Annotated in this window: 21 protein-coding genes and 1 tRNA gene; 14 read left to right on the top strand and 8 right to left on the bottom strand. The window is 41.9% G+C overall.

Translation table 11 applies throughout. From position 1 onward, the window contains the following. Window positions 1–6 precede the first annotated feature (6 nt). The 5 genes from I2494_RS20770 to I2494_RS02475 all read left to right on the top strand — a co-directional run bounded on the left by I2494_RS20770 (window position 7) and on the right by I2494_RS02475 (window position 2,287). Window positions 7–210: a transposase gene (locus tag I2494_RS20770; protein ID WP_456085657.1), complete on the top strand. Its 204-nt coding sequence runs from the start codon at window positions 7–9 to the stop codon at window positions 208–210. A gap of 40 nt (window positions 211–250) precedes the next feature. Further along, a complete protein-coding gene (locus tag I2494_RS02485) occupies window positions 251–739 on the top strand; it encodes a hypothetical protein (protein ID WP_218465572.1) in 489 nt (162 codons plus the stop codon). Window positions 740–808: 69 nt separating this feature from the next. Beyond that, entirely contained in the window at window positions 809–937 is a 129-nt protein-coding gene (locus I2494_RS20505; protein ID WP_267081177.1) for a hypothetical protein, read from the top strand. A 253-nt stretch (window positions 938–1,190) separates the two neighbouring features. Continuing rightward, complete coding sequence (locus I2494_RS02480) at window positions 1,191–1,733, top strand: hypothetical protein (protein ID WP_130591554.1); 543 nt, start codon at window positions 1,191–1,193, stop codon at window positions 1,731–1,733. Between the two features lie 95 nt (window positions 1,734–1,828). Continuing rightward, window positions 1,829–2,287 carry a pyridoxamine 5'-phosphate oxidase family protein gene (locus I2494_RS02475; RefSeq protein WP_130591553.1) on the top strand — a complete coding sequence of 153 codons (459 nt, stop codon included), beginning with the start codon at window positions 1,829–1,831 and terminating at the stop codon, window positions 2,285–2,287. A gap of 350 nt (window positions 2,288–2,637) precedes the next feature. Here I2494_RS02475 and ychF read toward each other — a convergent pair whose 3' ends face one another. Further along, complete coding sequence (gene ychF / locus I2494_RS02470) at window positions 2,638–3,729, bottom strand: redox-regulated ATPase YchF (protein ID WP_218465573.1); 1,092 nt, start codon at window positions 3,727–3,729, stop codon at window positions 2,638–2,640. Between the two features lie 288 nt (window positions 3,730–4,017). On the opposite strand from ychF, the gene I2494_RS02465 reads away from it, so the two are divergent. Beyond that, window positions 4,018–4,674: a hypothetical protein gene (locus I2494_RS02465; protein WP_218465574.1), complete on the top strand. Its 657-nt coding sequence runs from the start codon at window positions 4,018–4,020 to the stop codon at window positions 4,672–4,674. 73 nt (window positions 4,675–4,747) lie between these two features. Here the strand turns inward: I2494_RS02465 and I2494_RS02460 are convergent, their stop codons facing one another. Then, on the bottom strand, window positions 4,748–4,882 hold the full coding sequence (locus tag I2494_RS02460) for an entericidin A/B family lipoprotein (RefSeq protein ID WP_130591543.1): 135 nt from the start codon (window positions 4,880–4,882) through the stop codon (window positions 4,748–4,750). Window positions 4,883–5,403: 521 nt separating this feature from the next. Between I2494_RS02460 and I2494_RS02455 the strand changes: the two genes are divergently transcribed. From I2494_RS02455 to I2494_RS02445, 3 genes are all read left to right on the top strand, one after another. Beyond that, window positions 5,404–5,682 carry an IS1/IS1595 family N-terminal zinc-binding domain-containing protein gene (locus tag I2494_RS02455; RefSeq protein WP_218465575.1) on the top strand — a complete coding sequence of 93 codons (279 nt, stop codon included), beginning with the start codon at window positions 5,404–5,406 and terminating at the stop codon, window positions 5,680–5,682. Window positions 5,683–6,008: 326 nt separating this feature from the next. After that, a complete protein-coding gene (locus tag I2494_RS02450) occupies window positions 6,009–6,212 on the top strand; it encodes a hypothetical protein (protein WP_218465576.1) in 204 nt (67 codons plus the stop codon). 16 nt (window positions 6,213–6,228) lie between these two features. Further along, window positions 6,229–6,534, top strand: a complete 306-nt coding sequence (locus I2494_RS02445) for a hypothetical protein (RefSeq protein WP_218465577.1) — start codon at window positions 6,229–6,231, stop codon at window positions 6,532–6,534. 157 nt (window positions 6,535–6,691) lie between these two features. Here I2494_RS02445 and I2494_RS02440 read toward each other — a convergent pair whose 3' ends face one another. Next, window positions 6,692–9,139, bottom strand: coding sequence for a trimethylamine-N-oxide reductase 2 (locus I2494_RS02440; protein ID WP_218465578.1), 2,448 nt, complete (start codon window positions 9,137–9,139; stop codon window positions 6,692–6,694). Window positions 9,140–9,155: 16 nt separating this feature from the next. Beyond that, on the bottom strand, window positions 9,156–10,253 hold the full coding sequence (locus tag I2494_RS02435) for a NapC/NirT family cytochrome c (RefSeq protein ID WP_218465579.1): 1,098 nt from the start codon (window positions 10,251–10,253) through the stop codon (window positions 9,156–9,158). Window positions 10,254–11,223: 970 nt separating this feature from the next. On the opposite strand from I2494_RS02435, the gene I2494_RS02430 reads away from it, so the two are divergent. The 3 genes from I2494_RS02430 to I2494_RS02420 all read left to right on the top strand — a co-directional run bounded on the left by I2494_RS02430 (window position 11,224) and on the right by I2494_RS02420 (window position 15,570). After that, window positions 11,224–12,147 (top strand): glycosyl transferase family 90, encoded by a 924-nt coding sequence (locus tag I2494_RS02430; protein ID WP_218465580.1) that lies wholly within the window; start codon window positions 11,224–11,226, stop codon window positions 12,145–12,147. A gap of 583 nt (window positions 12,148–12,730) precedes the next feature. Next, entirely contained in the window at window positions 12,731–13,810 is a 1,080-nt protein-coding gene (locus tag I2494_RS02425; RefSeq protein WP_228350814.1) for a hypothetical protein, read from the top strand. Between the two features lie 200 nt (window positions 13,811–14,010). Beyond that, a complete protein-coding gene (locus I2494_RS02420; protein ID WP_228350813.1) occupies window positions 14,011–15,570 on the top strand; it encodes an autotransporter outer membrane beta-barrel domain-containing protein in 1,560 nt (519 codons plus the stop codon). 85 nt (window positions 15,571–15,655) lie between these two features. Here I2494_RS02420 and I2494_RS02415 read toward each other — a convergent pair whose 3' ends face one another. Together I2494_RS02415 and I2494_RS02410 are read right to left on the bottom strand one after the other, a co-directional pair. Next, window positions 15,656–16,960 carry an anaerobic C4-dicarboxylate transporter gene (locus I2494_RS02415; RefSeq protein ID WP_218465581.1) on the bottom strand — a complete coding sequence of 435 codons (1,305 nt, stop codon included), beginning with the start codon at window positions 16,958–16,960 and terminating at the stop codon, window positions 15,656–15,658. A gap of 70 nt (window positions 16,961–17,030) precedes the next feature. Continuing rightward, window positions 17,031–18,455 carry an aspartate ammonia-lyase gene (locus tag I2494_RS02410; protein WP_218465582.1) on the bottom strand — a complete coding sequence of 475 codons (1,425 nt, stop codon included), beginning with the start codon at window positions 18,453–18,455 and terminating at the stop codon, window positions 17,031–17,033. Window positions 18,456–18,590: 135 nt separating this feature from the next. Between I2494_RS02410 and I2494_RS02405 the strand changes: the two genes are divergently transcribed. Beyond that, on the top strand, window positions 18,591–19,526 hold the full coding sequence (locus I2494_RS02405; protein ID WP_218465583.1) for a LysR family transcriptional regulator: 936 nt from the start codon (window positions 18,591–18,593) through the stop codon (window positions 19,524–19,526). 70 nt (window positions 19,527–19,596) lie between these two features. Here I2494_RS02405 and I2494_RS02400 read toward each other — a convergent pair whose 3' ends face one another. Then, complete coding sequence (locus tag I2494_RS02400; protein ID WP_218465584.1) at window positions 19,597–20,439, bottom strand: AraC family transcriptional regulator; 843 nt, start codon at window positions 20,437–20,439, stop codon at window positions 19,597–19,599. A 118-nt stretch (window positions 20,440–20,557) separates the two neighbouring features. On the opposite strand from I2494_RS02400, the gene I2494_RS02395 reads away from it, so the two are divergent. Continuing rightward, window positions 20,558–21,280 (top strand): sugar isomerase domain-containing protein, encoded by a 723-nt coding sequence (locus I2494_RS02395; protein WP_218465585.1) that lies wholly within the window; start codon window positions 20,558–20,560, stop codon window positions 21,278–21,280. Window positions 21,281–21,351: 71 nt separating this feature from the next. Here I2494_RS02395 and I2494_RS02390 read toward each other — a convergent pair. Next, window positions 21,352–21,439: transfer RNA gene (locus tag I2494_RS02390), tRNA-Ser, on the bottom strand. Window positions 21,440–21,589: the final 150 nt, after the last annotated feature.

The following is a 21,589-nucleotide window of genomic DNA, read 5'->3' as shown; positions in this document are numbered from 1 at the left end:
ATAATAATGAATAACAGGAGTATCACTATGTTAAATAAAAACCAATTCTCAGTACGATGTCCGTTTTGTGAAGGGAGTCATTTTAGACGCTATGGCTATAGCAAAGCTAAAGCTCAGCGTTATTTATGTTGCGACTGCAACAGGACATTTCAGAATAAATATATTTATGTGATTAACCGATTAAAAGTGGCAGAAACAGTAACGGGATAATTTATTCCATTGGAAGTTTTAAATACAGGGAGTCATCAAGATGAAAAAACGAACATATAACGGGTTTATTGTTCTGGGAGTCGTTATTTTTGTTGCCGGACTGGTTTTTTCAGCCACCAGTGGTTATGCGGTTTGGCGTAGTTATGAAAGTATCGGCATTTATACCTTTACTTCTACCGGCGAAATTATGGTGAAAGAGGAGCGGGAACGTACCGGGCGGAGAACCAGTAAGGTGGTTAATCGTCATTATGCCGTGTTTGCATCGGCAGATGGAAAGTACCGTTCGGAAGAAAAGATCTCGCCATCGTTAAAAACCGGGATCTCCCGGGGCGGTAAATATAACCTTGAGCGGGAAGTGTTTATTGATCGAACCGGGGATTACAAAGTTACCGCTCCACAGAGCAAAGATATTCATGACAATCGAGTCCGGACTAATTTTATGGTTGCAGGACTGATTAGTCTGTTTGATGGCGTAATGATTTTTATAACCTGGCGTATGCGGCGGCGGTATATCTTAAATTCGATGTAGATAGTCATCTGTTGATACCGCAACCATTGGATTAAATGAGAGGGAATGATGTTCAGGGATGAAACCGGAATGTTTTTGTTTTCTTTAAGTATTGATATCGCCATGATGGCAATGATGGGTTACGTGATGGTTACTCTGATTATCCTTGTGGTTTCAGGGTGTATTGGTATTTGGGAACGATGTGAGCGAAAAAAGTAATCTGATTTTATCTATTCATGCCCGTTACTGATAAGACATTATTTAGATGTCTGTGCTAGATTCAAATTTATTCATTATCTTACATTTTATGATATTTAATTAACTATATGATCATTATGATTTTTAAGTAATTTTTAGTGTTAGTTTGAGAAGATGTATTTCGTTATAACACACTTTAATTTTAGTTTTTATATCCTCATTGGAAATGAGATGAGTTTAGATAAATAACATTAAATATCTGACAGGAAGAAATATGAAAGTAAAAACATTATTAGGGATGACGATGGTCTTTTTCGCCTTAGCAACGATGGGAGGCAATAGCTATGCGGATACCAAAACCAGATCGGTATTCAATGGAAAAGCCCGTATGGAACTCCCCGCTGAGTATCAGAAAATGCCGGATAACAAACTGAAAGAAGCCTATTCAAGCTCAGGTCGCCCAAAAGAAGCATGGTATATGACGGATCGGAATACCGGCGCAATGGTGACTTTCAGCCAGTTTGAAATGAAGGGTAAAAAGATGGCTGAGTCTAATTTACGCGCCGTGGCTGAGGGGATGGTCGAAGAGTTTGGTTCTTCCCCACCAACGATGAGAGAGGGTAAGGTTAATGGTCGAAAAGTGATCTGGCTGGAATTACAGAAGATGAGCATAAAGTCATCGGGAAAGCGTGCCTCTATGATGCAATTATCTGAGTATCGCGGAAGTTTACTGGTCACGACTCTTATTGTTGATAATGATAAGGGAGATAGACATTATAGCGCGGGTAAACGAGCCCTGAAGACATTGTCTTATTAATTGAGCTGAATGCCGCTCGATAAATATGGTGGTATAACGCCATTATTAAATGAGTCCATTATTGGCGATGTAATGAAAAAGAAAGGAGTGCATTTATGCCGGTTTATCAAGAGAGTATTAAGGTTTTAGAATCCTTATTTGCCAGGGATAGTTTTTTTGCCTTTGCTACCTCAAAAGATAATGTCCCATCGGTCAGAATTGTCGATGCGTTTTATGATGATTATTGCTTTTATATTGTTGTTTCCGGAAGAACTCAAAAAATAAGAGAAATCGCGCTGAATGAAAATGTCGCATTGTGTCATGAAATGTATCGTTTTACAGGCAAAGCATACAATATAGGGCATCCACTTCAGCCAGAAAATCAAGAGATTAGAAGCAAGCTGATTAAAGTATTTGAGCCATGGTACTTTGCTCATAATAACGAAGACAGCAACGAGATGTATTATATTAAAGTAGAGTTAGTAACTGGGTTTTTCCATAAGGATGGAACAGGATATCGAGTGGATTTTATCAATAAGAGCGCAGAATCAATGCCGTTTGAATTTGGTGAGTAGTGAGTCAGTTTGAAAACAGCCAATATTTTATTGAGTAATAATCCACCTGCATAGCAGGTGGCTTTGACACAGCCCCTAAAAGGGGGCTAACTGCTGTATAAACACCATCTCATTACTATTTCTGTATTTCAGTCTGCATAAAACCAAGTCTGTAACTCACATCAATATGATGAAATAAGAAGAATAATCGACTTAGTATTTATTCGGGCAAAGCCCTACAAGAACAATCACCACCTCCAGAGGAGGTGGTTTAAGAATGACAATTAAAAAATCCACGCAGTTGCGTGGATTTTAAGTATTTTGTCGCCCTGATAAATCACCTGGAGATGTTATCGGGTTTGCCAGGTGATTTAGACGTTAAACAAGAAATTCATTACATCGCCATCTTTAACGATATAGTCTTTCCCTTCTGAACGCATTTTACCGGCTTCTTTAGCGCCTTGTTCACCCTTATAAGTGATGAAATCTTCAAAGGCGATGGTTTGAGCGCGGATAAAACCCTTTTCAAAGTCGGTATGGATTTTACCGGCGGCCTGCGGGGCGGTAGCACCGACAGGAATTGTCCAGGCACGAACTTCTTTTACACCGGCGGTGAAGTAGGTTTGCAGGCTTAGCAATTCATAACCAGCACGGATTACGCGGTTTAAACCGGGTTCGGTCAGACCCATTTCAGCCATAAACTCATCACGTTCATCGTCATCCAGCTCGGCAATATCGGACTCGACGGCAGCACAAACGGCAACCACGACTGAACCTTCAGCAGCGGCAATTTCACGGACTTTGTCCAGATACGGGTTATTTTCAAAACCATCTTCATTGACGTTGGCAATGTACATCGTTGGTTTCAAGGTCAGGAAGCTTAAATAACGCAGCGCGGCTTTCTCTTCGCTGTCCAGATTCAGAGCGCGCAACATACCGGCATTCTCTAAATGTGGCAGACACTTTTCTAATGCCGCCAGCTCAATTTTGGCATCTTTATCGCCACCTTTAGCTTTTTTCTGTACGCGATGGATAGCGCGTTCACAAGTTTCCAGATCGGAATGGGCTAGTTCGGTATTGATAATATCGATGTCTTCAGCCGGATCTACTTTGCCTGATACGTGAATAATATTGTCATTCTCAAAACAGCGAACAACGTGACCAATTGCTTCGGTTTCACGAATATTGGTCAAAAATTGGTTACCCAGGCCTTCACCTTTAGAAGCCCCTTTAACCAGGCCGGCAATATCCACGAATTCCATGGTAGTCGGCAGAATGCGCTGTGGCTTAACGATTTCAGCCAGTTGGTCGAGGCGCGGATCGGGCATGGGTACGACACCAGTGTTAGGCTCAATTGTACAGAACGGAAAGTTAGCCGCTTCGATACCCGCCTTTGTTAACGCATTAAACAGGGTTGATTTGCCTACGTTAGGCAATCCAACAATGCCGCATTTAAATCCCATAACTCATCTCACCTTAAAATTGTTTAATATCAGCAAGTTAATCAATACCTTGCTCAAAGCACTCTAAATTGATGCGCTATTATACACATTATGAGATTTTTATCGCTAATTGGGTATATCAGTCGATAGCTAAGGATGAAGAGAGCGGTAGTTAAAACTTTTGCTTTACACCTCCTTTTAAAGGAGTAAGCCACAACCAATAAACAGGATGGTAAGACTGTGATGCAGATGATCCCTTGTTTTATATAAAGATGCTTTAATGAACAAAATTTATCGGGAGATGAGTTAATGGAGCAGTTTTTATTAGATCTTAAAACCGGAATTTTGGACGCACAGTGGTGGAACGTATGGCTTCAACTTGCCATGCTGGGGCTGTTTCTGGTGGGTTACCTCTGGTTTATTCGACTGAAGTCGGGCGCTGAGTTTAAAGCCATGAAAGATAACTTTGCTGAACTGATGGAGCAAAACCGTCGGCTAACTCAGGAAACAGAACAGATCAAACGTGAGTTGGAAAAAGGAACCATTGCCTATCAGATCAAGCTGTCGAAATATCATGACAGAGCAATGACTTCGTTAGACGAAGTCTATTTGGAGTTGTATTCCATTGTATCTGCCGCCAGGCAGTTTTGTTCTTCTTCCCATCCGGACTCTAAGGCTTTTTACGATATTACCCATGAGGTGAAAGCCACTATTAATCGACATCGCTTGTGGATTGATGAAACGCTATATCAGCAGATGATGGTATTTATTGAACAAGCGAAAGAGAAAGTTTCCAGCTCGATGATAAATGAACGACAACTGATTAATATTGAAGCCGGTGAGGAAAGCAGGGCTGAATTTCTGGAAATGAAAGGGGAGTCAATATCTCGTTTTTTAACAGAAGAATTAGACGGAATTATGGGACAGTTAAAACTGGAAATTCAACGGCATTTGAAACCAGAATAATTTAATTCCATAAACAGACAGACCCTCGACAACAATAATGAGGGTCATTATCTGTACTATTTAACAGTTGAAACTAGTAGGTACTTCTCTGTATTGCTTCACCACCAGCTTCAATATCCTGCCCAACACCGCGAGTCGTATTGCAGGCAGACAGCAGACCACAGAAAAGAACTAATGAAAGAATGGCAATAGCACGTTTCACTAACATTGGCATTATCCTCCGTAGAAAGAACAAGGGTGTATGGTTAAGGTTAGTTGAAAACTGAGTGATTACCATAAAAAAATAAAAATTTTAGACTGAGATTATTAAGTATATTTTATGATAATAAATCACTCAGATATATCCGATAAAATATAACTGAGGATTTTCAATGATATTTGAGTATCAAATGTTGGCTAATTGAATGATTTATCAGGTAACATAATCATATTATTGAATTTATTTTCTGTTTCGTGAAGTTGCGATTCAACCTTATCAAACCGATAATACGGCTTGATCGATTTAATTTAAACTGTATATAATTCCCGACCGGTTTATCATTCATTTTATCAACGTTATTGTATTATCAGTTTAGTGGGTAATTAACTGAATGGTAGTGATGTCCGGGATATAAAAATAGATTACTGTAAAAGATAATGCTTTTTCTCTTTACCTTCAGGTATGGAGGAAGGTGGCTGTCTGACATTTATAGTGGTAATGGATGCATATTTTTTAAAAAGGAGGTTATTATGGAAGTGAGGCAGTTAGTTTGTCACCATTGTAATGTACCTGGTAGGATAAGACGTCATGGTCAGGCGCGCTCCGGGATTCAACGTTATCTTTGTGTTTTATGTAAAAAAACATTTCAAGTTTCTTATATTTATCAAGGTCATGAGACAAATATCGCTAAACAGATTAAATCTCTGTTGGCTGAAGGACAAAGTCGTGAGCAAATCTCTCGTTCTTTGGGGGTTAGTCTGAAAAATATAGATCGTCATATTTATATGTTGGAAAGTGAATCTATATAAATAGGTTCTTATTCTAATTTTTATCACATCCAGCGCTCTTTTTATTAAGAGCGCCGTCATTTATATTTTTGATGTTTTTATCAATGCATTTAGATTTCGCCTTAATGAAATCATAAGTAATTTAAATAATTCCTTAATCAATACTCAATATATATTTTATTTAATGCAAATATACCTTTATTTTTTTGCCATTTAAATAAATATGACTATCTCATTCTGAATCATTTATATATATTTCTTTAACGGCACGAATGGCCGTATTGGCGCTATTTGTATATAAACCAAGACTATTTTAAGTAATATTATTACCTTACTAAGGATTCAGGATGAGAGAGCTATCAAGCACAGAAATAGAGCAGGTAAATGGAGCAGGGATTTTTACTGACATAATATGGGACGCAATTCATTTAGCTGTTGATGTACCATCACGTCTTGCCGGAAATGTTGTAGGCGATAAGATTGGTGGAACCATAGGGACTATTATAGCAACGCCGATAAACTGGATTTACTCCCTGTTTAATAAGAAATAATTTTAAGGATGAAATAATGAGAGAGCTAAGTATTGTTGAAGTTGAGCAGGTATCGGGAGCGGGTTTTATTCAAGACTCAATGGCTTCTGTAGGCGGTTTTCTGGGTAAAACGTTTGGTGATACCGGTATTACTGTGGTGAAGGGCATCGCTGGTAAATTCTCACCTGCATTAGGAGCCGGTCTTGATCTTCTGACTTCAACAGGCATTGTTAATGGTGAAAATGTAGGCCATCTGGCGGGTTATACAGCAGGTGCATTTGTTGAAGGTACATTCAGTAGCATTGGCACCAGCTTTAAGAACAAATTTAATTTCTGGAAGTAATGTCAGCAGTAGCTGCGAAGTCATCGAATGCCACATCCAGGTATTAACTTAGAATGACAGCTACATTAACGATATTGAAGTTGTTACGACGCCACCAATAAAAGACCCCCGGTAAATATCCGGGGGTCTTTTTTATGCCGTCATTTGACTGACTAAATTAAGCGCTTTCACCTTTTGGTGGATCAAAAGCGGTTAGCGTTAAAGCAGGGCCAGTGTATTTCTCAATGGAAACTAATGCGGTATTTCCGGAACAGCCGTTAGCCAACTGAGAGGTCGGAATATCAAGGGTTAATACGTTAGCTGCGCCATTTTTACAAATACCGGTCGCTGGATCCAAGTCAGGCCATGCGCCTTCGTGAATACAAACGACACCTTGTTTAATGCCATCAGAGACAACGGCTCCCACTAATACCTGACCACGGTTATTAAACGCTCTGACCAGATCGCCATTAGCGATACCGCGCGCTTTTGCATCTTCCGGATGGATAGTAATTGGTTCGCGGTTAGCCACTGCATATTGCTCACGCAGTTTGGCATAGTTAAGTTGGCTGTGCAGACGATGAGCAGGGTGAGCAGTTAATAGCTGCAACTGTCCCTCTTTGGCGTTACCTTTCCATTCGTCTGGCGCAAGCCAGCTTGGATGGGCAGGACAGTCAGCATATTTAAAGCCCTCGATAGTTTTAGAGAATATCTCAATTTTACCGCTTGGTGTTCCCAGAGGGTTCATTATCGGGTCGGCACGGAACTCAGCAAAACGAATGAATTTTTCATTTTTATCGTTTTTACGCATCTCAATCAGTTTATTTTCCTGCCAGAACTGATTGAACTGCGGCATCGCTACGCGCTGAGCACGGGCACCTTTTTGAGCAGCATCATAGAACTCACGCAGCCAATCCATCTCTTCTTTACCTTCGGTATAGACCTTACGTCCTCCCGGCTTCAGTAATTCAGACATGTCAGCAAAAACATCAAAGTCATTACGTGATTCAAACTGCGGTGGCACAACTTGCTTCATCGGTACCAAATGTTGATTACTGTAATCACCGGTCATCGTCAGGTCGTTACGCTCAAACGATGTGGTGATTGGCAATACGATATCCGCATGTTTAGCGGCAGCAGTCCAGTAGCATTCGGAGATAACAATCATCTCTGGCTTCTGCCAGGCTTTAATCAGCCGGTTAGTATCCTGATGATGTGTAAAGTTAGCACCGCCAGCCCACCAGATCATTTTGATATCCGGGAAGGTCATTTCATGACCATTGTGCTGATATTGACTACCTGGCTTTTCCAGCGCTTCAACAATACGCGCCAATGGGAAACTATTTACCGCGTCGGAAGCTGCCCAGTCATTACCCGCAGACGAGGCTCCGGCTACTGAGGCTGAAATAGCAGAAAGTACACCGCCGCTACGAGTTGGATTACCACCATTAGAGTAGTGGTAGGAGAAACCAAAGCCGCCGCCTTCGGTACCAATCTGGCCTAACATAGCTGCCAGAGTGACAAGCATCCAGTGTATTTGCTCACCATATTGCTGGCGTTGCATGCCCCAACCACCCATGAGCATGGTGCGGTTTTTACTGAAAATTTCGGCCAGCAGCTCAATTTGCTGTGCGGGAACGCCACAGATGGCTTCCGCCCAGGCCGCTGTTTTTGGCGTATTATCACTTTTACCTAACAGATACTCTTCAAAACGGTCATAGCCGGTAGTGTATTTATCCAGGAATGCTTTATCGTGCATGGACTTGGTTACCAGCGTATGGGCAATACCTAATATCATGGCTACATCGGTGCCCATATTAGGTGCCAGCCACTGGGCTTTGTCACCAAAGAACTCAATGGTTTCTGAACGCATTGGGTCAATGGCGATAACGGTTTTGCCTGAACTTTTTAACTGATTAAAGAACTCAAGACCCTGTTCATCAGTACTGCTCCAGGCAATTTTCAGTGTATTCAGCGGGTTGACACCCCACAAAACAACAACCTGAGTATGTTCTAAAATGACCGGATAAGTAGTTTGTTGCTCATAAACCTCAACGGAGCCTACCACGTGAGGCATAATCACTTGGGCTGCACCCGTTGAATAGTCGCCCATATGACCAGAGTAGCCTCCGGCAAGGCTCATATAGCGTTGTAGCAAAGTTTGAGCTTTATGTAATACACCACTGGAGCGCCAACCGTAAGAACCAGCAAATACTGATGCTGCACCGTGTTCTTTACGAATGCGCATATGCTGCTCATGAATCAGCTTCATGGCCTCATCCCAGGAGATTTTTACAAATTCATCGCTACCGCGTTTGCCATCAGGTTTACCCGGGGCATCTAAAAAGCCTTTACGCACCATTGGATATTTCACCCGGGCATTACTGTGCACTTGATCCGGTGCGGTGGTTTGCAGGCTGTTCGGTATGGTTTTTGCCAACGCACCTTTTGATGAAATCACTTTGCCATCTTTGACTTCAACCTGCATGGCACCCCAACGGCCGGCTGTTAGGATCGTACCGGCTGGCGCATCTGCCCAGGCCGGTAATGGAATTGCAGAGGAGATCGCCATCGCCCCTGCGGTAACACCTGCACCTTTAATAAAACCTCTGCGAGTAAGATTCATATGCCATCCTCTTTTATTAGTGACTGTTTATATCTTTGGCGTTGTATTGGAAATACTTGGTTAAAATATCCAAATCCTGTGGAGAGATATCAGTTCTGGCTCCCATGCCTTTTGCCACAGCGGGCCAGGCATTGACGGTATAGTGTTTGGAGGAGATTTTGGCGTGACAGCCGGAACAGTAAACGTTGTCTAAATTTTCGGCGTAGCTCCATAGTGGGGTCAGATCAGACAATACGGGTTCGGTTATGGTGGCGACTAAGGTTACCGGACGCCATTGGTTGTCGTATTCATCCTTAACAAAGTCAGCGTTAATCTTTAGTGCTTTTTCCCCTTGTTCAGTCAATGTTGCGAGAATCAGGCGCTGACCTTTTTCCAGATAGATAACCTGTTCAGCCCCTTTCATCTGGCTTCCGTTCAACTCAACTTGTCGACCGGACGCATCGGATTTCAGCACTTTTAACGCAGTAGCAGGGTAGGCGGTTCCCAGTTCACTGAGTTTGACTGGCTGAACCGGATAGACCAGTTTCGCATCCTGAGAGGTTTGCTTAGCTTCACTCAGTAACGCTTCTTGTGCTTTTTCATCCATTTTAATTTCTGGTGGGAAGTGAGCTACACCCTTATGGCAATCAATACAGGTCTGTTTCTCTTTAATACCCAGTTCATGCATCTTTTGGGCATCGGCACTTTGAGCCTGGATATCCATCGCATCAAATTGATGACATGAACGACAGGTTGCCGAGTCGTTTTGCTGTAATTGGTGCCAAACCGTTTGTGCCATAGCCAGACGCTGCTCTTCATATTTTTCAGGCGTATCAATTTTTCCTGTGACAAACTGATGGTAAACGTCTTTGCTGGCTTTCATTTTTGCCAGTAAGAAATCAACTGGAGCCTGTGGAATATGACAGTCTGAGCATTCAGCACGAATACCTTTCTGGTTTTTAAAGTGAACTGAACCCTGATATTCTTCATAGGCCGCCTGCATCGTATGGCATGAGAGGCAAAAACTGGTTTCTGAGGTTTTGTGTAATACATAGCTGCCACCGCTAAACGCAAACAGCCCCAGCAATAATGCTGAACAGATAAATAGTAAAAACTTTGACTTCCTTCCTGCCATAATAAATAACCATCCTCATTATTAGATTCAGTAGCGTCTGTTATTGGTTGAGTTTTTAATAAAGAAATATCACTACCCATTTATGATTATTAATAATAGTAATTATTTCTATTATTAATGTATATGCAGTACATCACATTATTTTCACGAGTAGATAGATATTCGTTATGTTAAAAAATATATAGCGAAAGTGTTTTTCTGCTATATGGGAATGCGTAGTTTTCATTTCAAAAATAAAATTATTAAATTTTTTAAATCTCATAACAATAAGTAAACATAATTAATTATTTTATGTCACATTCCTGATTTTTTAATATGTTTTTATTATAACTAATTGATATTAAATGAAATGATTATTCTGTTGATATTAGGGGTGATTAGCCAGGATAGCCATGTGGATTGATGAGGTTACATTCTAAAGATTATTGTTCTGATATTTTTTATTTTATAAGTATAAATTATCTACTTTGTTTTACATCATATTTTACTCATCAGCTATGAACGCTATTTTTATTATTAATGTATTTAGCGCAAAGAACTTACAAAAGCCTTTTATAATCGGAGGTTGTGCATTACAGAGTATCCACTGTTACTACTGTTTTTTTGATAAGTGCTATTGAATAGCCATTTAGTAGTGAGCGTTTGAATAACATGATTTATATATTCCTGGTGTTTTGCTTATATATAATGAGGAAAGGTATGTGTGAAATGAGAAAATAATAACCATGGTTATTATTTTATTGGGTTATATTTTGTTTGTGATATTTTGTAAAAAATGGATGTTTGCACGGAACATAAATGAAAAATAAAGAACCAATATCAGGTAGGGTTGGTACAGTTGAGTGGGGGATTATCCTTTCTGATGTACATAACACTGAATTACGTGATAAATATTGCTTTAAAAGCAGAGAGTTTTGATTGGTAAGACTACACTTATTCAAGAGTATTGTGATGCCAGGAAAAGGTATTTATGCATAGTGAGAAGATCCCATTTTATACTAAAAATATTATCAAGGATTTGATTCCCCGATCTTTTTTTCGGAGAAATATTCATCGATTACTCGATAGCATTAGCGACTCTCAACGGGACTACATTGATTATCGAGTGAATTACTACAATAAACTCAATAAGCCCTTTGTTTTGGATGAATCAGCCATTGAATGTGGCAAATTGACGGTTAAGGGTCATCCCAGTAGCTATTATTATGACTTAATGGAGTCTGCACGCTATTTTGATCCTCATCTACGCTTTAACTATTTTCTCGGTGATATAAAGCATATTCCGGATAAACCGACTTTGTTAAAAACGCGGCCAATAGCCGGAGATAATCAAAATTCGGTGTTGTTGAAGCTAAACAAAATACGCCATTTTCGTCTGTTTAATGATTCGATCCCTTTTGAGCAAAAGCGGGATATGGCCGTGTTTCGAGGCGCTTGCTATCAGGATGCCAGAAAGCTGTTACTTGATAACTTTCATGATTCCCCATTAGTTGATGTGGCCGATACCGGGCGATATGCTGATGCAAAAAGAAAGAATCTGATGTGTGAAACTGAACAGATGAAGTATAAGTTCATCATCAGCATTGAAGGGAACGATGTTGCCACGAATCTGAAATGGATTATGCACTCTAATTCTCTCTGTTTTATGCGTAAGCCACGTATTGAGAGTTGGTTTATGGAAGGAACATTGGTTCCTGATTTCCATTATGTGTTACTAAAAGATGATTTTTCCGATTTGGAAGAAAAAATAGCTTACTATTCTCATCATATTGATGAGGCTAAAATGATTATCAATAACGCTAATACCTATGTGTCACAGTTTCTTGATAACGTGCAAGAGACGGCGATTTCTTTGTTAGTGATGAAGAAGTATTTTTCCCTGTCGGGACAGTAAATTGCACTGTTTTCCTGGAAGTAGACAAGACGGTGGTCATTATCCACCGTTCTATTTTCTGATGTATTAAGGTATGCCACTCCATTAAATGTATTATTTAAATAAAATTCGATATTAATTATTACTGATTAAGTAGTAACGGTGGTGATAATTTTAATTTAAATATTTTTTTATCAATTAGATACAATAAGTTATTTTTAAAGTAACAGATTAGTTTTATGATTGTAATCAATAAAAAACCTTTTAATATAAATAGATATATTAAAAGGTTTTCTGATTTCACTATTATAATTCTATTTTTATGGTGATAATTTATACTACGTGAAACACTTTAATAAATGAGTAATTTATTTTTTAATATTTCTTTTTATTTCTAATGGTTACAGGGCTGTCTGATTAAAATCCTTATATTTTCGTAACTAAGGCTACCAATTTGCTAAATGTGTGTGTTAATATTTATACATAGTCTCTTAATTAATGCTTAGCTAATGATCTTTTTTTGTTTTTAGGCAACGCATTTATTTTTGATACTTTGATTTAAGTGACGCATTGGATACGCCTTTCTACCTAAGGGATTTAGATTATGAAACTTAAGCCGCTTGTATTGGCGCTACCAGCGCTATTTTCCTTATCGACGACTGTTCACGCCGCGGTATTTCCCCAGGATCCGTTTGAGCCTAACAAAAAATCACCTGCTATCTCGGATATTCTAAATAACGCTGATTATTCCGATGACGGAGAGCGTATATCGAATGTGTGGAACTCGGTATATCGGGCAACAATTGACGATCACAAATACATTTATAATCGTGAAATTATCAGAACCCGTTTGGATGCGATGGGGCAGATACTCACTATTTCTAACAATTCATACAGCCTGAATACCACCATCAATTCTGCGCAGTTTACCATGCAAAGCAACAGTGTTGCCGTTGGTACACTGGTGAAAGGCACCGTCAGTGATGGTTCAAAAATCTTAGGTGGCTATTTACAGCTTAGCAGTACTGCAAAAGCATTTGATACTTTAGTTGAAAGTAATGGCAGCATATCGGTTAACAACGGAGCTGAAGCTTATAACACAACGGTCATGGCCGGTGGATTACAGGTTATTGACAGTGGTGGTTATGCTCAGGCAAACCTGATTGACGGTGGTAAACAGCAGTTATCCGTTATGAGCACTGCGGTTGTTGAAGATACTTTGGTTAAAAATGGCGGTGAGCAGATTATTTATGGCGGCACTGCAACGAATTCTCATATCGGTAGCGGCAGTTATCAATTAGCCAGTGGTGTCGCTATCGACACTAAAGTCTATGATGGCGGTTTCCAGTTGGTGTATGCCGGTTCTGGTGACGAAAAGATATCCGATCAGAATGGGACTATTTATGCCGGTGGGCGTCAACTGGTTCAGGCCGGTATTTCTGACGGAGCACAGGTTTATGGTTGGCAGTTAATTACCGCGGTTGATGGTGAGTGGATAAATGGCGACTGGATTATGGATGGCACTTCAGTGTCACGTCAGCAGAAGTCAACCAATGCCACCATCCATGAAGGTGGACGCCAGCAGGTACAAACCGGTATTTCTGATGGTGCAAAGGTGTATGGCCTGCAAGTTGTCAGCGGTAGTAAAGGCGGCTGGATTAGTGGCCTCAGGACGGATGGATAGGTAAGCGGCCTCTGGCCCAGAATGCAACCATTTATGGCGGCGGCGTACAGCGGGTTGATTATTATGGTGAAGCTAAAGATACGTTAATTGATGGTGGTTCGCAGTTCGTCGATGAACGTGGTCACGTTGAAAACACCACAATTCAGGGAAATGGTCGTTCAACGATTGCTTACGGTGGCTATTCTACCGGTACCATGGATGTGAATGATGGTTCTTTAACGCTGATTGCCGGTGACAGCCACAGCTGGACCGGAAATTTAGGCAAAGGTGCCTACGCCAGCAATGTGAATCTGAATAGTGAAAACTCACGACTGTACGTTCAACATAATGACACCACTTCTGAGTCAACGGCCACAGTAGCAAATTTAGCCATGAATAATGGTTCGGTTGTTTTTGGTCGTCAGGATGGAAGTGATGCAGGTAAGTATAGTCGTCTGGAGTTGGAAAACTTGTCGGGTACCGGTACCTTTGTGATGAGTACTAATATTAATGGTGAACAGGGGGATTTCCTCAATATTAGTGACTCTATCAGCGGTGCTTTTAACGTTAATGTCAGAGATTCTGGCCAGGAGTTAAGATCGACGATCGCGGGTGTTAATCCCCATCACCTGATTTTTGCTAATGGAAGTACAACGGATAGCTTTACTCTGCTGAACGGCAGCGTCGATCTGGGTGCCTATAAGTACTATTTAGTACAAGGAGAGGCAGGGGATCAGGACAACTGGTATTTATCACCAACATACGTAGAGCCTGAAGTGCCAGGCCCTGTCGATCCGGAAGAGCCGGGCCCTGTTGATCCGGAAATACCTGGCGGTGAAGGCCCGGGAGGTGTTTCGCCAAATCCAGAACCTGAGCTATCAGATAGCGCGAAATCGGTAATTGCGTTAGCTAACGTTACGCCAACCATCTGGGACGGTGAACTATCAACATTAAGAGCGCGTTTAGGTGATTTGCGTGATAACCGTGCACCGCAAAATGGCGCCTGGGGTAAATATATTACTAACCGTTATCGCGTTTCTACCGACAATGTTGGCTATAAGCAAGACATGAATGGTGTCATGCTGGGTGGTGACCATGGAATTGAGCTGGACGGTAGCCGACTGATTATTGGTGGCTTGTTCTCTTATACTCATTCTGAACTGGATTCACGCAGTGGTGACGGTAAAGTGGATAGCTATGCTTTAGGTTTGTACACCACGTGGTTAATGGATAATGGCTATTATCTGGATGGGGTGTTGAAAGCAAACCACTTCAGAACAGAAAACAATGCCAGATTTAACGACGGCAAAACCAAAGGCACAGATAATACCAATGGTATCGGTATTTCTCTGGAAGCGGGTAAGCATATTAAACTGGATAGCTATTTCATCGAGCCTTACCTGTTAGGTTCTGCATTCCACGGTGGAAAAACCAGTTATAAACTGGATAGCGGTATGAAAGTGAAAGCGGATTCTGCACAATCGTTGAAGGCAGAAGTTGGTACCACATTTGGTAAGTCTTTTGTTTTGGCTGATGGCTCTATTATCAAGCCTTATGGCCGATTAGCCGTGAGCCATGAGTTTAAGAAAAACAATGACGTGATTATTAATGATACCGAACGTTTCACCAATGATATGTCCGGCACGGTAGGCAAGTATGGCGTTGGTCTTACTGCACAGTTTAATGACCAATGGTCAACTTATGCGGAAATCAACTACGCTAACGGCAAACATATCGAAATGCCATACAGCGGTCATTTAGGTGTTCGTTATAGCTTCTGATGTCATTGAGAGTTAGCAATGAAAAACGCCATTCTGGAAGGAATGGCGTTTTTTTTGCGTTATGGTTTCCTGAGTGATGAGCCTGTCAGAGAACCAGGTTTGCCAACATAAAGCCCACCGGAATGGCGCAAACAATCCCCAATAAACCGGGCAAGAAAAAAGGATGATTGATAATAAAGCAGCCATTCCATTTTTTGCTCAAAAATGAACCGGTATCATCAGTAGCGATGGCGAATGCGGTGGTGGGATAGATATTGGTGATATACAAGGCGCTAACAGCTACAAAGCTGGCTAAAATCGTCGCTGCATCAACATGCAAGGAGGCTGCAATAGGGATTAATAATGCGCTGGTTGCCCCCTGACTAAATAGTAGGGCACTGGTAAAGAAGAAAACCACCGCCAGCAGCGCAGGATACTCCTGTAGTATTTCTCCGGCTGCAGTTTTTATTTCAGGAATATGTACGCCAATGATGGTTGCGCTTAACCAGACAATACCCAGAACTACAATTAATGATTCGGCACCATCCTGGAAGATTGGCGCTTTCTTTATGGTTGTTAGCTCTACTTTACACATTAATACCATAATGAATGAGGTCAGTAGCATGGTGATCACAATGATATCCTGCGAGCCCAATTTATGACCAATTATCGGTTTAAACAGTAGCATCAGGACAATAAATGAGACACCGCCCAGGAAGATCCACACTGAACGTTTAGCTTCTTTGGTGGCTTCAACTAGTTTTATTTCTGGCGGTATAAAGTTAACTAATCCCTTATTTACTCGTTCAATATAGATAGGATCGTCTTTTAGCTCGATTCCCTGACGACTGGCAACAAACGCCGCTACGGCAGAACCAAATATTGCTGCGGGCATGATAACGCATAAAGCTGAACCGAAACTGACGCCCATCTGTTCAACCACGACGTACATAGCGGCAGTGGCCGCGGATATAGGAGAGGCGGTAATGGCTATCTGAGAGGCGACCACCGCAGAGCTTAGCGGCTGACTTGGGCGAATACCGTTCTCTTTAGCCACCTGCTGGATGACGTTAAGCACCGACATGGCGGTATAACCGGTTCCCGCTAAGGTGGTGAGCACAAAGGTCGTTGCCGGTGCCAGAATATTGATATAGCGAGGGTGTTTTCTTAATAATTTTTCGGCGCACTTAACCATATAACCCATGCCGCCAGCCTGCTGCATCACTGACAGTGCCAGAATGACGGATAATATAATTAACATAACGGCGATAGGAATATCTCCGGGCGGTAACCCAAGGATAAAAATAACAATGGCTAACCCTAATCCTCCCGCCAAGCCTACGCCAATACCTCCCAGACGTGCGGCTAATACTATCGCGCCAAGCAGTATGATTATCTCTAGTATTAACATAATGATTTTCCTTATTATTGTTATAATTCAATCGATTGTGTAAACAGCCCCGTTTAGGGGCGGTTTGACCTCATTGGTTTTCCTGGTGATAGCGATGAATGGCGGCGGCGCTGGCTGTGGGATCGCACATGGTGATTGGATCGAGCAAATAATCTGCCTGTGATTCAGTCAGAATTTTTTCAGCAATCACAACTTCACGGACGCTCAGATTCTGTTCAAAGGCCTGAGTGGCAACCCGACTGCCAACTTTGTATCCAAACAGCGTGGAGATAACCGTGGCTAATGCAGTGCTTTGTTCGGCATAACGACGGCATACTTCAATGTTGGGTTGCAGATCCAGCAAACATTTATCGATAAGAATTGGGATAGCGTTAGTGAGTAGACCGCAGGATTCGAAAAGGGCTTTGATGATTACCGGTTCCCATACATTGAGATCCAATTCACCACCCTCAACGGCCATGGTGATGCTGAGATCGTTACCAATCACCTGATAGGCAATTTGGTTAATCAGCTCCGGAATAACCGGATTAATTTTCCCCGGCATAATTGAGGATCCCGGCTGAACGGCGGGTATCAAAAGCTCATTAAAACCAGCCCGAGGCCCGGAACCTTGCAGGCGAAAATCCGTCGACATCTTCGAGAGAAAGACCGCCAGCTTTTTAATCTGCGCAGCCACTTCAAGATAGCTATCCCCATTTTGTAATCCGTCGAAGAAATTCTCTTCGGCAACAAAGGGTTCGCCGGTGATTTGCTGTAACAGGGGATAGACATGTTCAAGATACCCCTGTTGAGTGGATAAACCGGTTCCAATGGCAGTGGCGCCTAATGGCAGAGCAAAAGTTTGTTTACGGGCTTCTGTCAGCGACTGGTGTAAACGCTTAATTTGATGATGGTAACCGCTAAATTGCTGGCCTACTGTCATCGGTACGGCATCTTGCAGGCAGGTTCTTCCCAGCTTAACGACATGAGCGAATTGTTTGGTTTTTTGTGCCAGCACCTTTTCAAGGCGACTAACGCCAGAGATTAAATCCACCAGATTCAGGCAGCAGGTAATTTTCATTGCGGCGGGGATCACATCGTTGGTTGACTGGCACATATTGACGTGAGTATTAGGATGAACAACATCGTAACCTTTATGACCTGTTAGGATTTCATTAGCCCGGTTAGCAATAACTTCATTCATATTCATGTTGGTGGAGGTTCCTCCACCGCCCTGAAAAATATCAATGGGAAACTGATCGTCGAACTTATGCTCCATCACTTCAGTGGCAGCTTGAATGATGGCTTTGGCAATGGTTGGATCTAGTGCATTAATTTCACTGTTGGCTTGGGCGGCGGCGCGTTTTATGGCCGCAATAGACCAAAGATAGTTAGGGACATCAACAGCGGTTTTACCCGACACCGCGAAATTTAACCGGGCCCGTTCTGTCTGAATACCGTAATAAGCATTATCCGGTATCATCATATTTCCTAATAAGTCTGTTTCGGTTCTCATAAATAAACTCCTGTTTGAATTGACAGGATTCATTATGTGGCAGGGTTTTTATCGAAAATGAGAGCAAGATCGGCTACGAAACAGCAGTTGAGAATATAATGAATAGTATTAAAAATATTTATAATTGGCGTAAATATGAAGAAAGTCACTTTTGATTTGCATCAGCTCAGAGCTTTTATTACGGTTATCGATACCGGCTCTTTTAGCGCCGCTGCCCGCCAGCTAAATCAGACTCAATCCGCTATTTCGCAGCTTATCTTGCAGTTGGAAAAATCATTAGATAGCCAACTGATTGATAGACGGCATCGTCCGGTGAAAGCGACGTTACTGGGGCATGAATGTTATCGCTTCAGCATGAAAATTTTGTCCGAGTGTGGGGAAATGCAGAACTGGTTACATACCATTGATAGTGGGAAATTACCGCGTTTGCGATTGGGGCTGGTGGACTCTGTTGTCGCTATTGCCGGGTTACAAATTTTAAAGTACCTGCAACCTAAAGTGGATAAAGTTAGCCAGATAACCGGCACAGCCCCTGAACTGTTAGCTGCACTACAATCCGGCAAGTTAGATGTGATAGTCACCATGATTCATGGCGATGTGCCGGAATCGCTGTCTCTGTATCCGCTTATTACCGAAAAGTTCTTTGCCGTAACGCCAATAAGCTGGCCGCAACAGAGTCTGGAACAGTTGTGTAAGCGTCAGAATTACATAGCCTATGCCAACTGGACGCCAACAGGTGCACAAACCCTCAACTGGCTGAAATGGCGCAAGCTTAAACCTAATATTCAGTTCGAGTTGGCGAGAGCGGATCACATATTATCTATGATCGCCTCCGGACATGGATGGACACTGGCAACCCCGATGTTTCTTGCTAATGACTTTAGTTTATTGTCATCGCTGAACTGCGATCCACTGTCTGCACCCGGGCTGAGCCGAAAAATGGCGATATTATGCAGAGAAGGGGAGTTGGAGAATTTTATACCGTCATTTACTGTGGATATTAAGCAGTTAGTTGAAGCGACGATTGATGAACATATGACAGAGCGTTGGCCGTGGATGTATCAGCGGTAGAGGTAAGAATATAGGGACTCGAATTTTTGGTTATTAACCTGAATCTCTGTTTCATCACATCCGGAATATATCAAATTGAATTATTTCTTCGATATCTGGCGGGTGTTTCATTAACGGTATTATTGAATTGACGGTGAAAGTAGCTAACAGTCTGGAAACCACATTGCGATGCAATGACGGATAAAGAAAGTGAACTTGTTCTTAATAAAAAACAGGCCTTGTTGATTCGCAGTTGCGATATATATCCACTAAATGACAATCCAACAAAGGTCGCTAAATCTCGTTTTACTGCACTGACACTGCAATGAGCATGGTCGGCCACCTGTTGGAGTGTCACCGGTGATGTGAAGTTATTATCGAGATAATTCAATATCTTCTCTACTCGCTGGTTTCGATAGGGTAAGAGAGGATGCCTTTCTGAAATGTATTTAAGGCCTTTATCCTCGATCAAAAGTTCAAATAGCAATGCAAGCAGGCTCAGGCGAGTCAGTGGCGAGTTGCTGGTTGTTATCTTTCTGAACAATGGCTCACTCAGCTTTGCACACTCAGCAGAGAATTGAATGGCCGGTGAGGCTTGGGAAAATAGTTGGCTTATTGCACGATATTCTTCCATACCGCTAAGTAACTGCCGATTAAACCAGGTTTGTGGGATCAGAATGACAAAAATCTCACTGGCAGAGTCCGTTGGAACACCTTCCCATGAGTGAGGCTGCCAGGGAGCAATAAAGACAAGATCCGGAGAGCTGTAACTGGAGGCATGATTACCAATATAGCGTTTCCCTTCACTGTATAGCGTCAAGGTAAGTTCATATTCATGATGATAATGCCACTTAAAGGGGATGTCGTGCAGCTTTAGGTGCGTTGAAAACCATGAGGTTGTTGTTTCATATCGGAATGTTTCACGCTTAAGCATGGGTTATCTCACGTACAATTTTGAGCTGATTGTGCATTATTCTGCGCTAATACTAAACTAAACTTACCTATCTTTCTGGATAATGAAGGTTATTATTCCTGACAGAGAGCGACATAAAATGATTACTGATTACTTTCACACAAGTCTTCCTCACATCAACAACGTGTTACAGAGCCAGAAAGAACAAACCGAGTGTGTTGCTGAACGAATGGTAAAAACTATTCGGGATGATGGCATTATTTATGCGTTTGGAACAGGTCACTCTCACATGATTCCAATGGAGCTGTTTGGGCGGGCAGGTGGATTAGCTAATGTGTGTGCGATGCTTGACGAAACTATTTTAAATGGTGGTGGGGCAAGGCGTTCGAGCAGGATGGAGCAACTATCCGGGCTCGCCGATGTTATCTGGCAAAGCACGCCGCCAGGTACAGGGGATATGTTGTTTATTGTCTCTAATTCCGGCAGGAATGCCGCTATTGTTGAAATGGCATTGAAAGCCAAAGAGGAAGGGGTTTTTACCGTTGCTATTACTTCACTGGCACAATCAAAGGCTAATATGTCACTTCATCATAGTGGGAAAAAACTGTATCAACTTGCTGATGTTGTGCTGGATAATGGCGCCCCTGACGGCGATGCACAAATGAAATTTGGCGATTATGTTACCGGGCCTTTATCCACGTTAACCGGTATTATTCTTATCAACTCACTGGTTTGTGAAAGTGTACGGTTATGTCAGGAGCGTAATATCCCAGTGCCGCTATTTCAGAGCCAGAATACAGAACGAAAGACAAATAACGATGTGTTGTTTGAACGCTTCGTATCCCGAATTCCTCGTTTCTGAAATGGAAATAACGGCGTTAGTGTAATTGATTCAGAAATGAAAAAGACCTGCTAAAAGCAGGTCTTTAAATATGGCGGTGAGGGAGGGATTCGAACCCTCGATACGTTGCCGTATACACACTTTCCAGGCGTGCTCCTTCAGCCACTCGGACACCTCACCAAATTTTGTGGTTGCAGCAAGGATTATTCACCGCAACGGGGCGCTACTATAGGGAGAAGGCGAGGTTCGGTCAAGTATAAATTCAAGTTCTTGAGCTATTTGGTTAAGCTATCAGCAAATTGTCGTTTATGTCCGCGGATGGAATCAGGT

This window comes from Limnobaculum allomyrinae, from assembly GCF_016649425.1.
Taxonomy (GTDB): domain Bacteria; phylum Pseudomonadota; class Gammaproteobacteria; order Enterobacterales; family Enterobacteriaceae; genus Limnobaculum; species Limnobaculum allomyrinae.
Note: the sequence above shows the minus strand (reverse complement) of the source record. Positions and strands in the feature narration are given on the sequence as shown.

Bases quoted from the DNA above. Each gene is read 5' to 3' on its own strand.
- I2494_RS20770 (WP_456085657.1), top strand. From the start codon at position 7: ATGAATAACAGGAGTATCACTATGTTAAATAAAAACCAATTCTCAGTA.
- I2494_RS02485 (WP_218465572.1), top strand. From the start codon at position 251: ATGAAAAAACGAACATATAACGGGTTTATTGTTCTGGGAGTCGTTATT.
- I2494_RS20505 (WP_267081177.1), top strand. From the start codon at position 809: ATGTTTTTGTTTTCTTTAAGTATTGATATCGCCATGATGGCAATGATG.
- I2494_RS02480 (WP_130591554.1), top strand. From the start codon at position 1,191: ATGAAAGTAAAAACATTATTAGGGATGACGATGGTCTTTTTCGCCTTA.
- I2494_RS02475 (WP_130591553.1), top strand. From the start codon at position 1,829: ATGCCGGTTTATCAAGAGAGTATTAAGGTTTTAGAATCCTTATTTGCC.
- ychF (WP_218465573.1), bottom strand. From the start codon at position 3,729: ATGGGATTTAAATGCGGCATTGTTGGATTGCCTAACGTAGGCAAATCA.
- I2494_RS02465 (WP_218465574.1), top strand. From the start codon at position 4,018: ATGGAGCAGTTTTTATTAGATCTTAAAACCGGAATTTTGGACGCACAG.
- I2494_RS02460 (WP_130591543.1), bottom strand. From the start codon at position 4,882: ATGTTAGTGAAACGTGCTATTGCCATTCTTTCATTAGTTCTTTTCTGT.
- I2494_RS02455 (WP_218465575.1), top strand. From the start codon at position 5,404: ATGGAAGTGAGGCAGTTAGTTTGTCACCATTGTAATGTACCTGGTAGG.
- I2494_RS02450 (WP_218465576.1), top strand. From the start codon at position 6,009: ATGAGAGAGCTATCAAGCACAGAAATAGAGCAGGTAAATGGAGCAGGG.
- I2494_RS02445 (WP_218465577.1), top strand. From the start codon at position 6,229: ATGAGAGAGCTAAGTATTGTTGAAGTTGAGCAGGTATCGGGAGCGGGT.
- I2494_RS02440 (WP_218465578.1), bottom strand. From the start codon at position 9,139: ATGAATCTTACTCGCAGAGGTTTTATTAAAGGTGCAGGTGTTACCGCA.
- I2494_RS02435 (WP_218465579.1), bottom strand. From the start codon at position 10,253: ATGGCAGGAAGGAAGTCAAAGTTTTTACTATTTATCTGTTCAGCATTA.
- I2494_RS02430 (WP_218465580.1), top strand. From the start codon at position 11,224: ATGCATAGTGAGAAGATCCCATTTTATACTAAAAATATTATCAAGGAT.
- I2494_RS02425 (WP_228350814.1), top strand. From the start codon at position 12,731: ATGAAACTTAAGCCGCTTGTATTGGCGCTACCAGCGCTATTTTCCTTA.
- I2494_RS02415 (WP_218465581.1), bottom strand. From the start codon at position 16,960: ATGTTAATACTAGAGATAATCATACTGCTTGGCGCGATAGTATTAGCC.
- I2494_RS02410 (WP_218465582.1), bottom strand. From the start codon at position 18,455: ATGAGAACCGAAACAGACTTATTAGGAAATATGATGATACCGGATAAT.
- I2494_RS02405 (WP_218465583.1), top strand. From the start codon at position 18,591: ATGAAGAAAGTCACTTTTGATTTGCATCAGCTCAGAGCTTTTATTACG.
- I2494_RS02400 (WP_218465584.1), bottom strand. From the start codon at position 20,439: ATGCTTAAGCGTGAAACATTCCGATATGAAACAACAACCTCATGGTTT.
- I2494_RS02395 (WP_218465585.1), top strand. From the start codon at position 20,558: ATGATTACTGATTACTTTCACACAAGTCTTCCTCACATCAACAACGTG.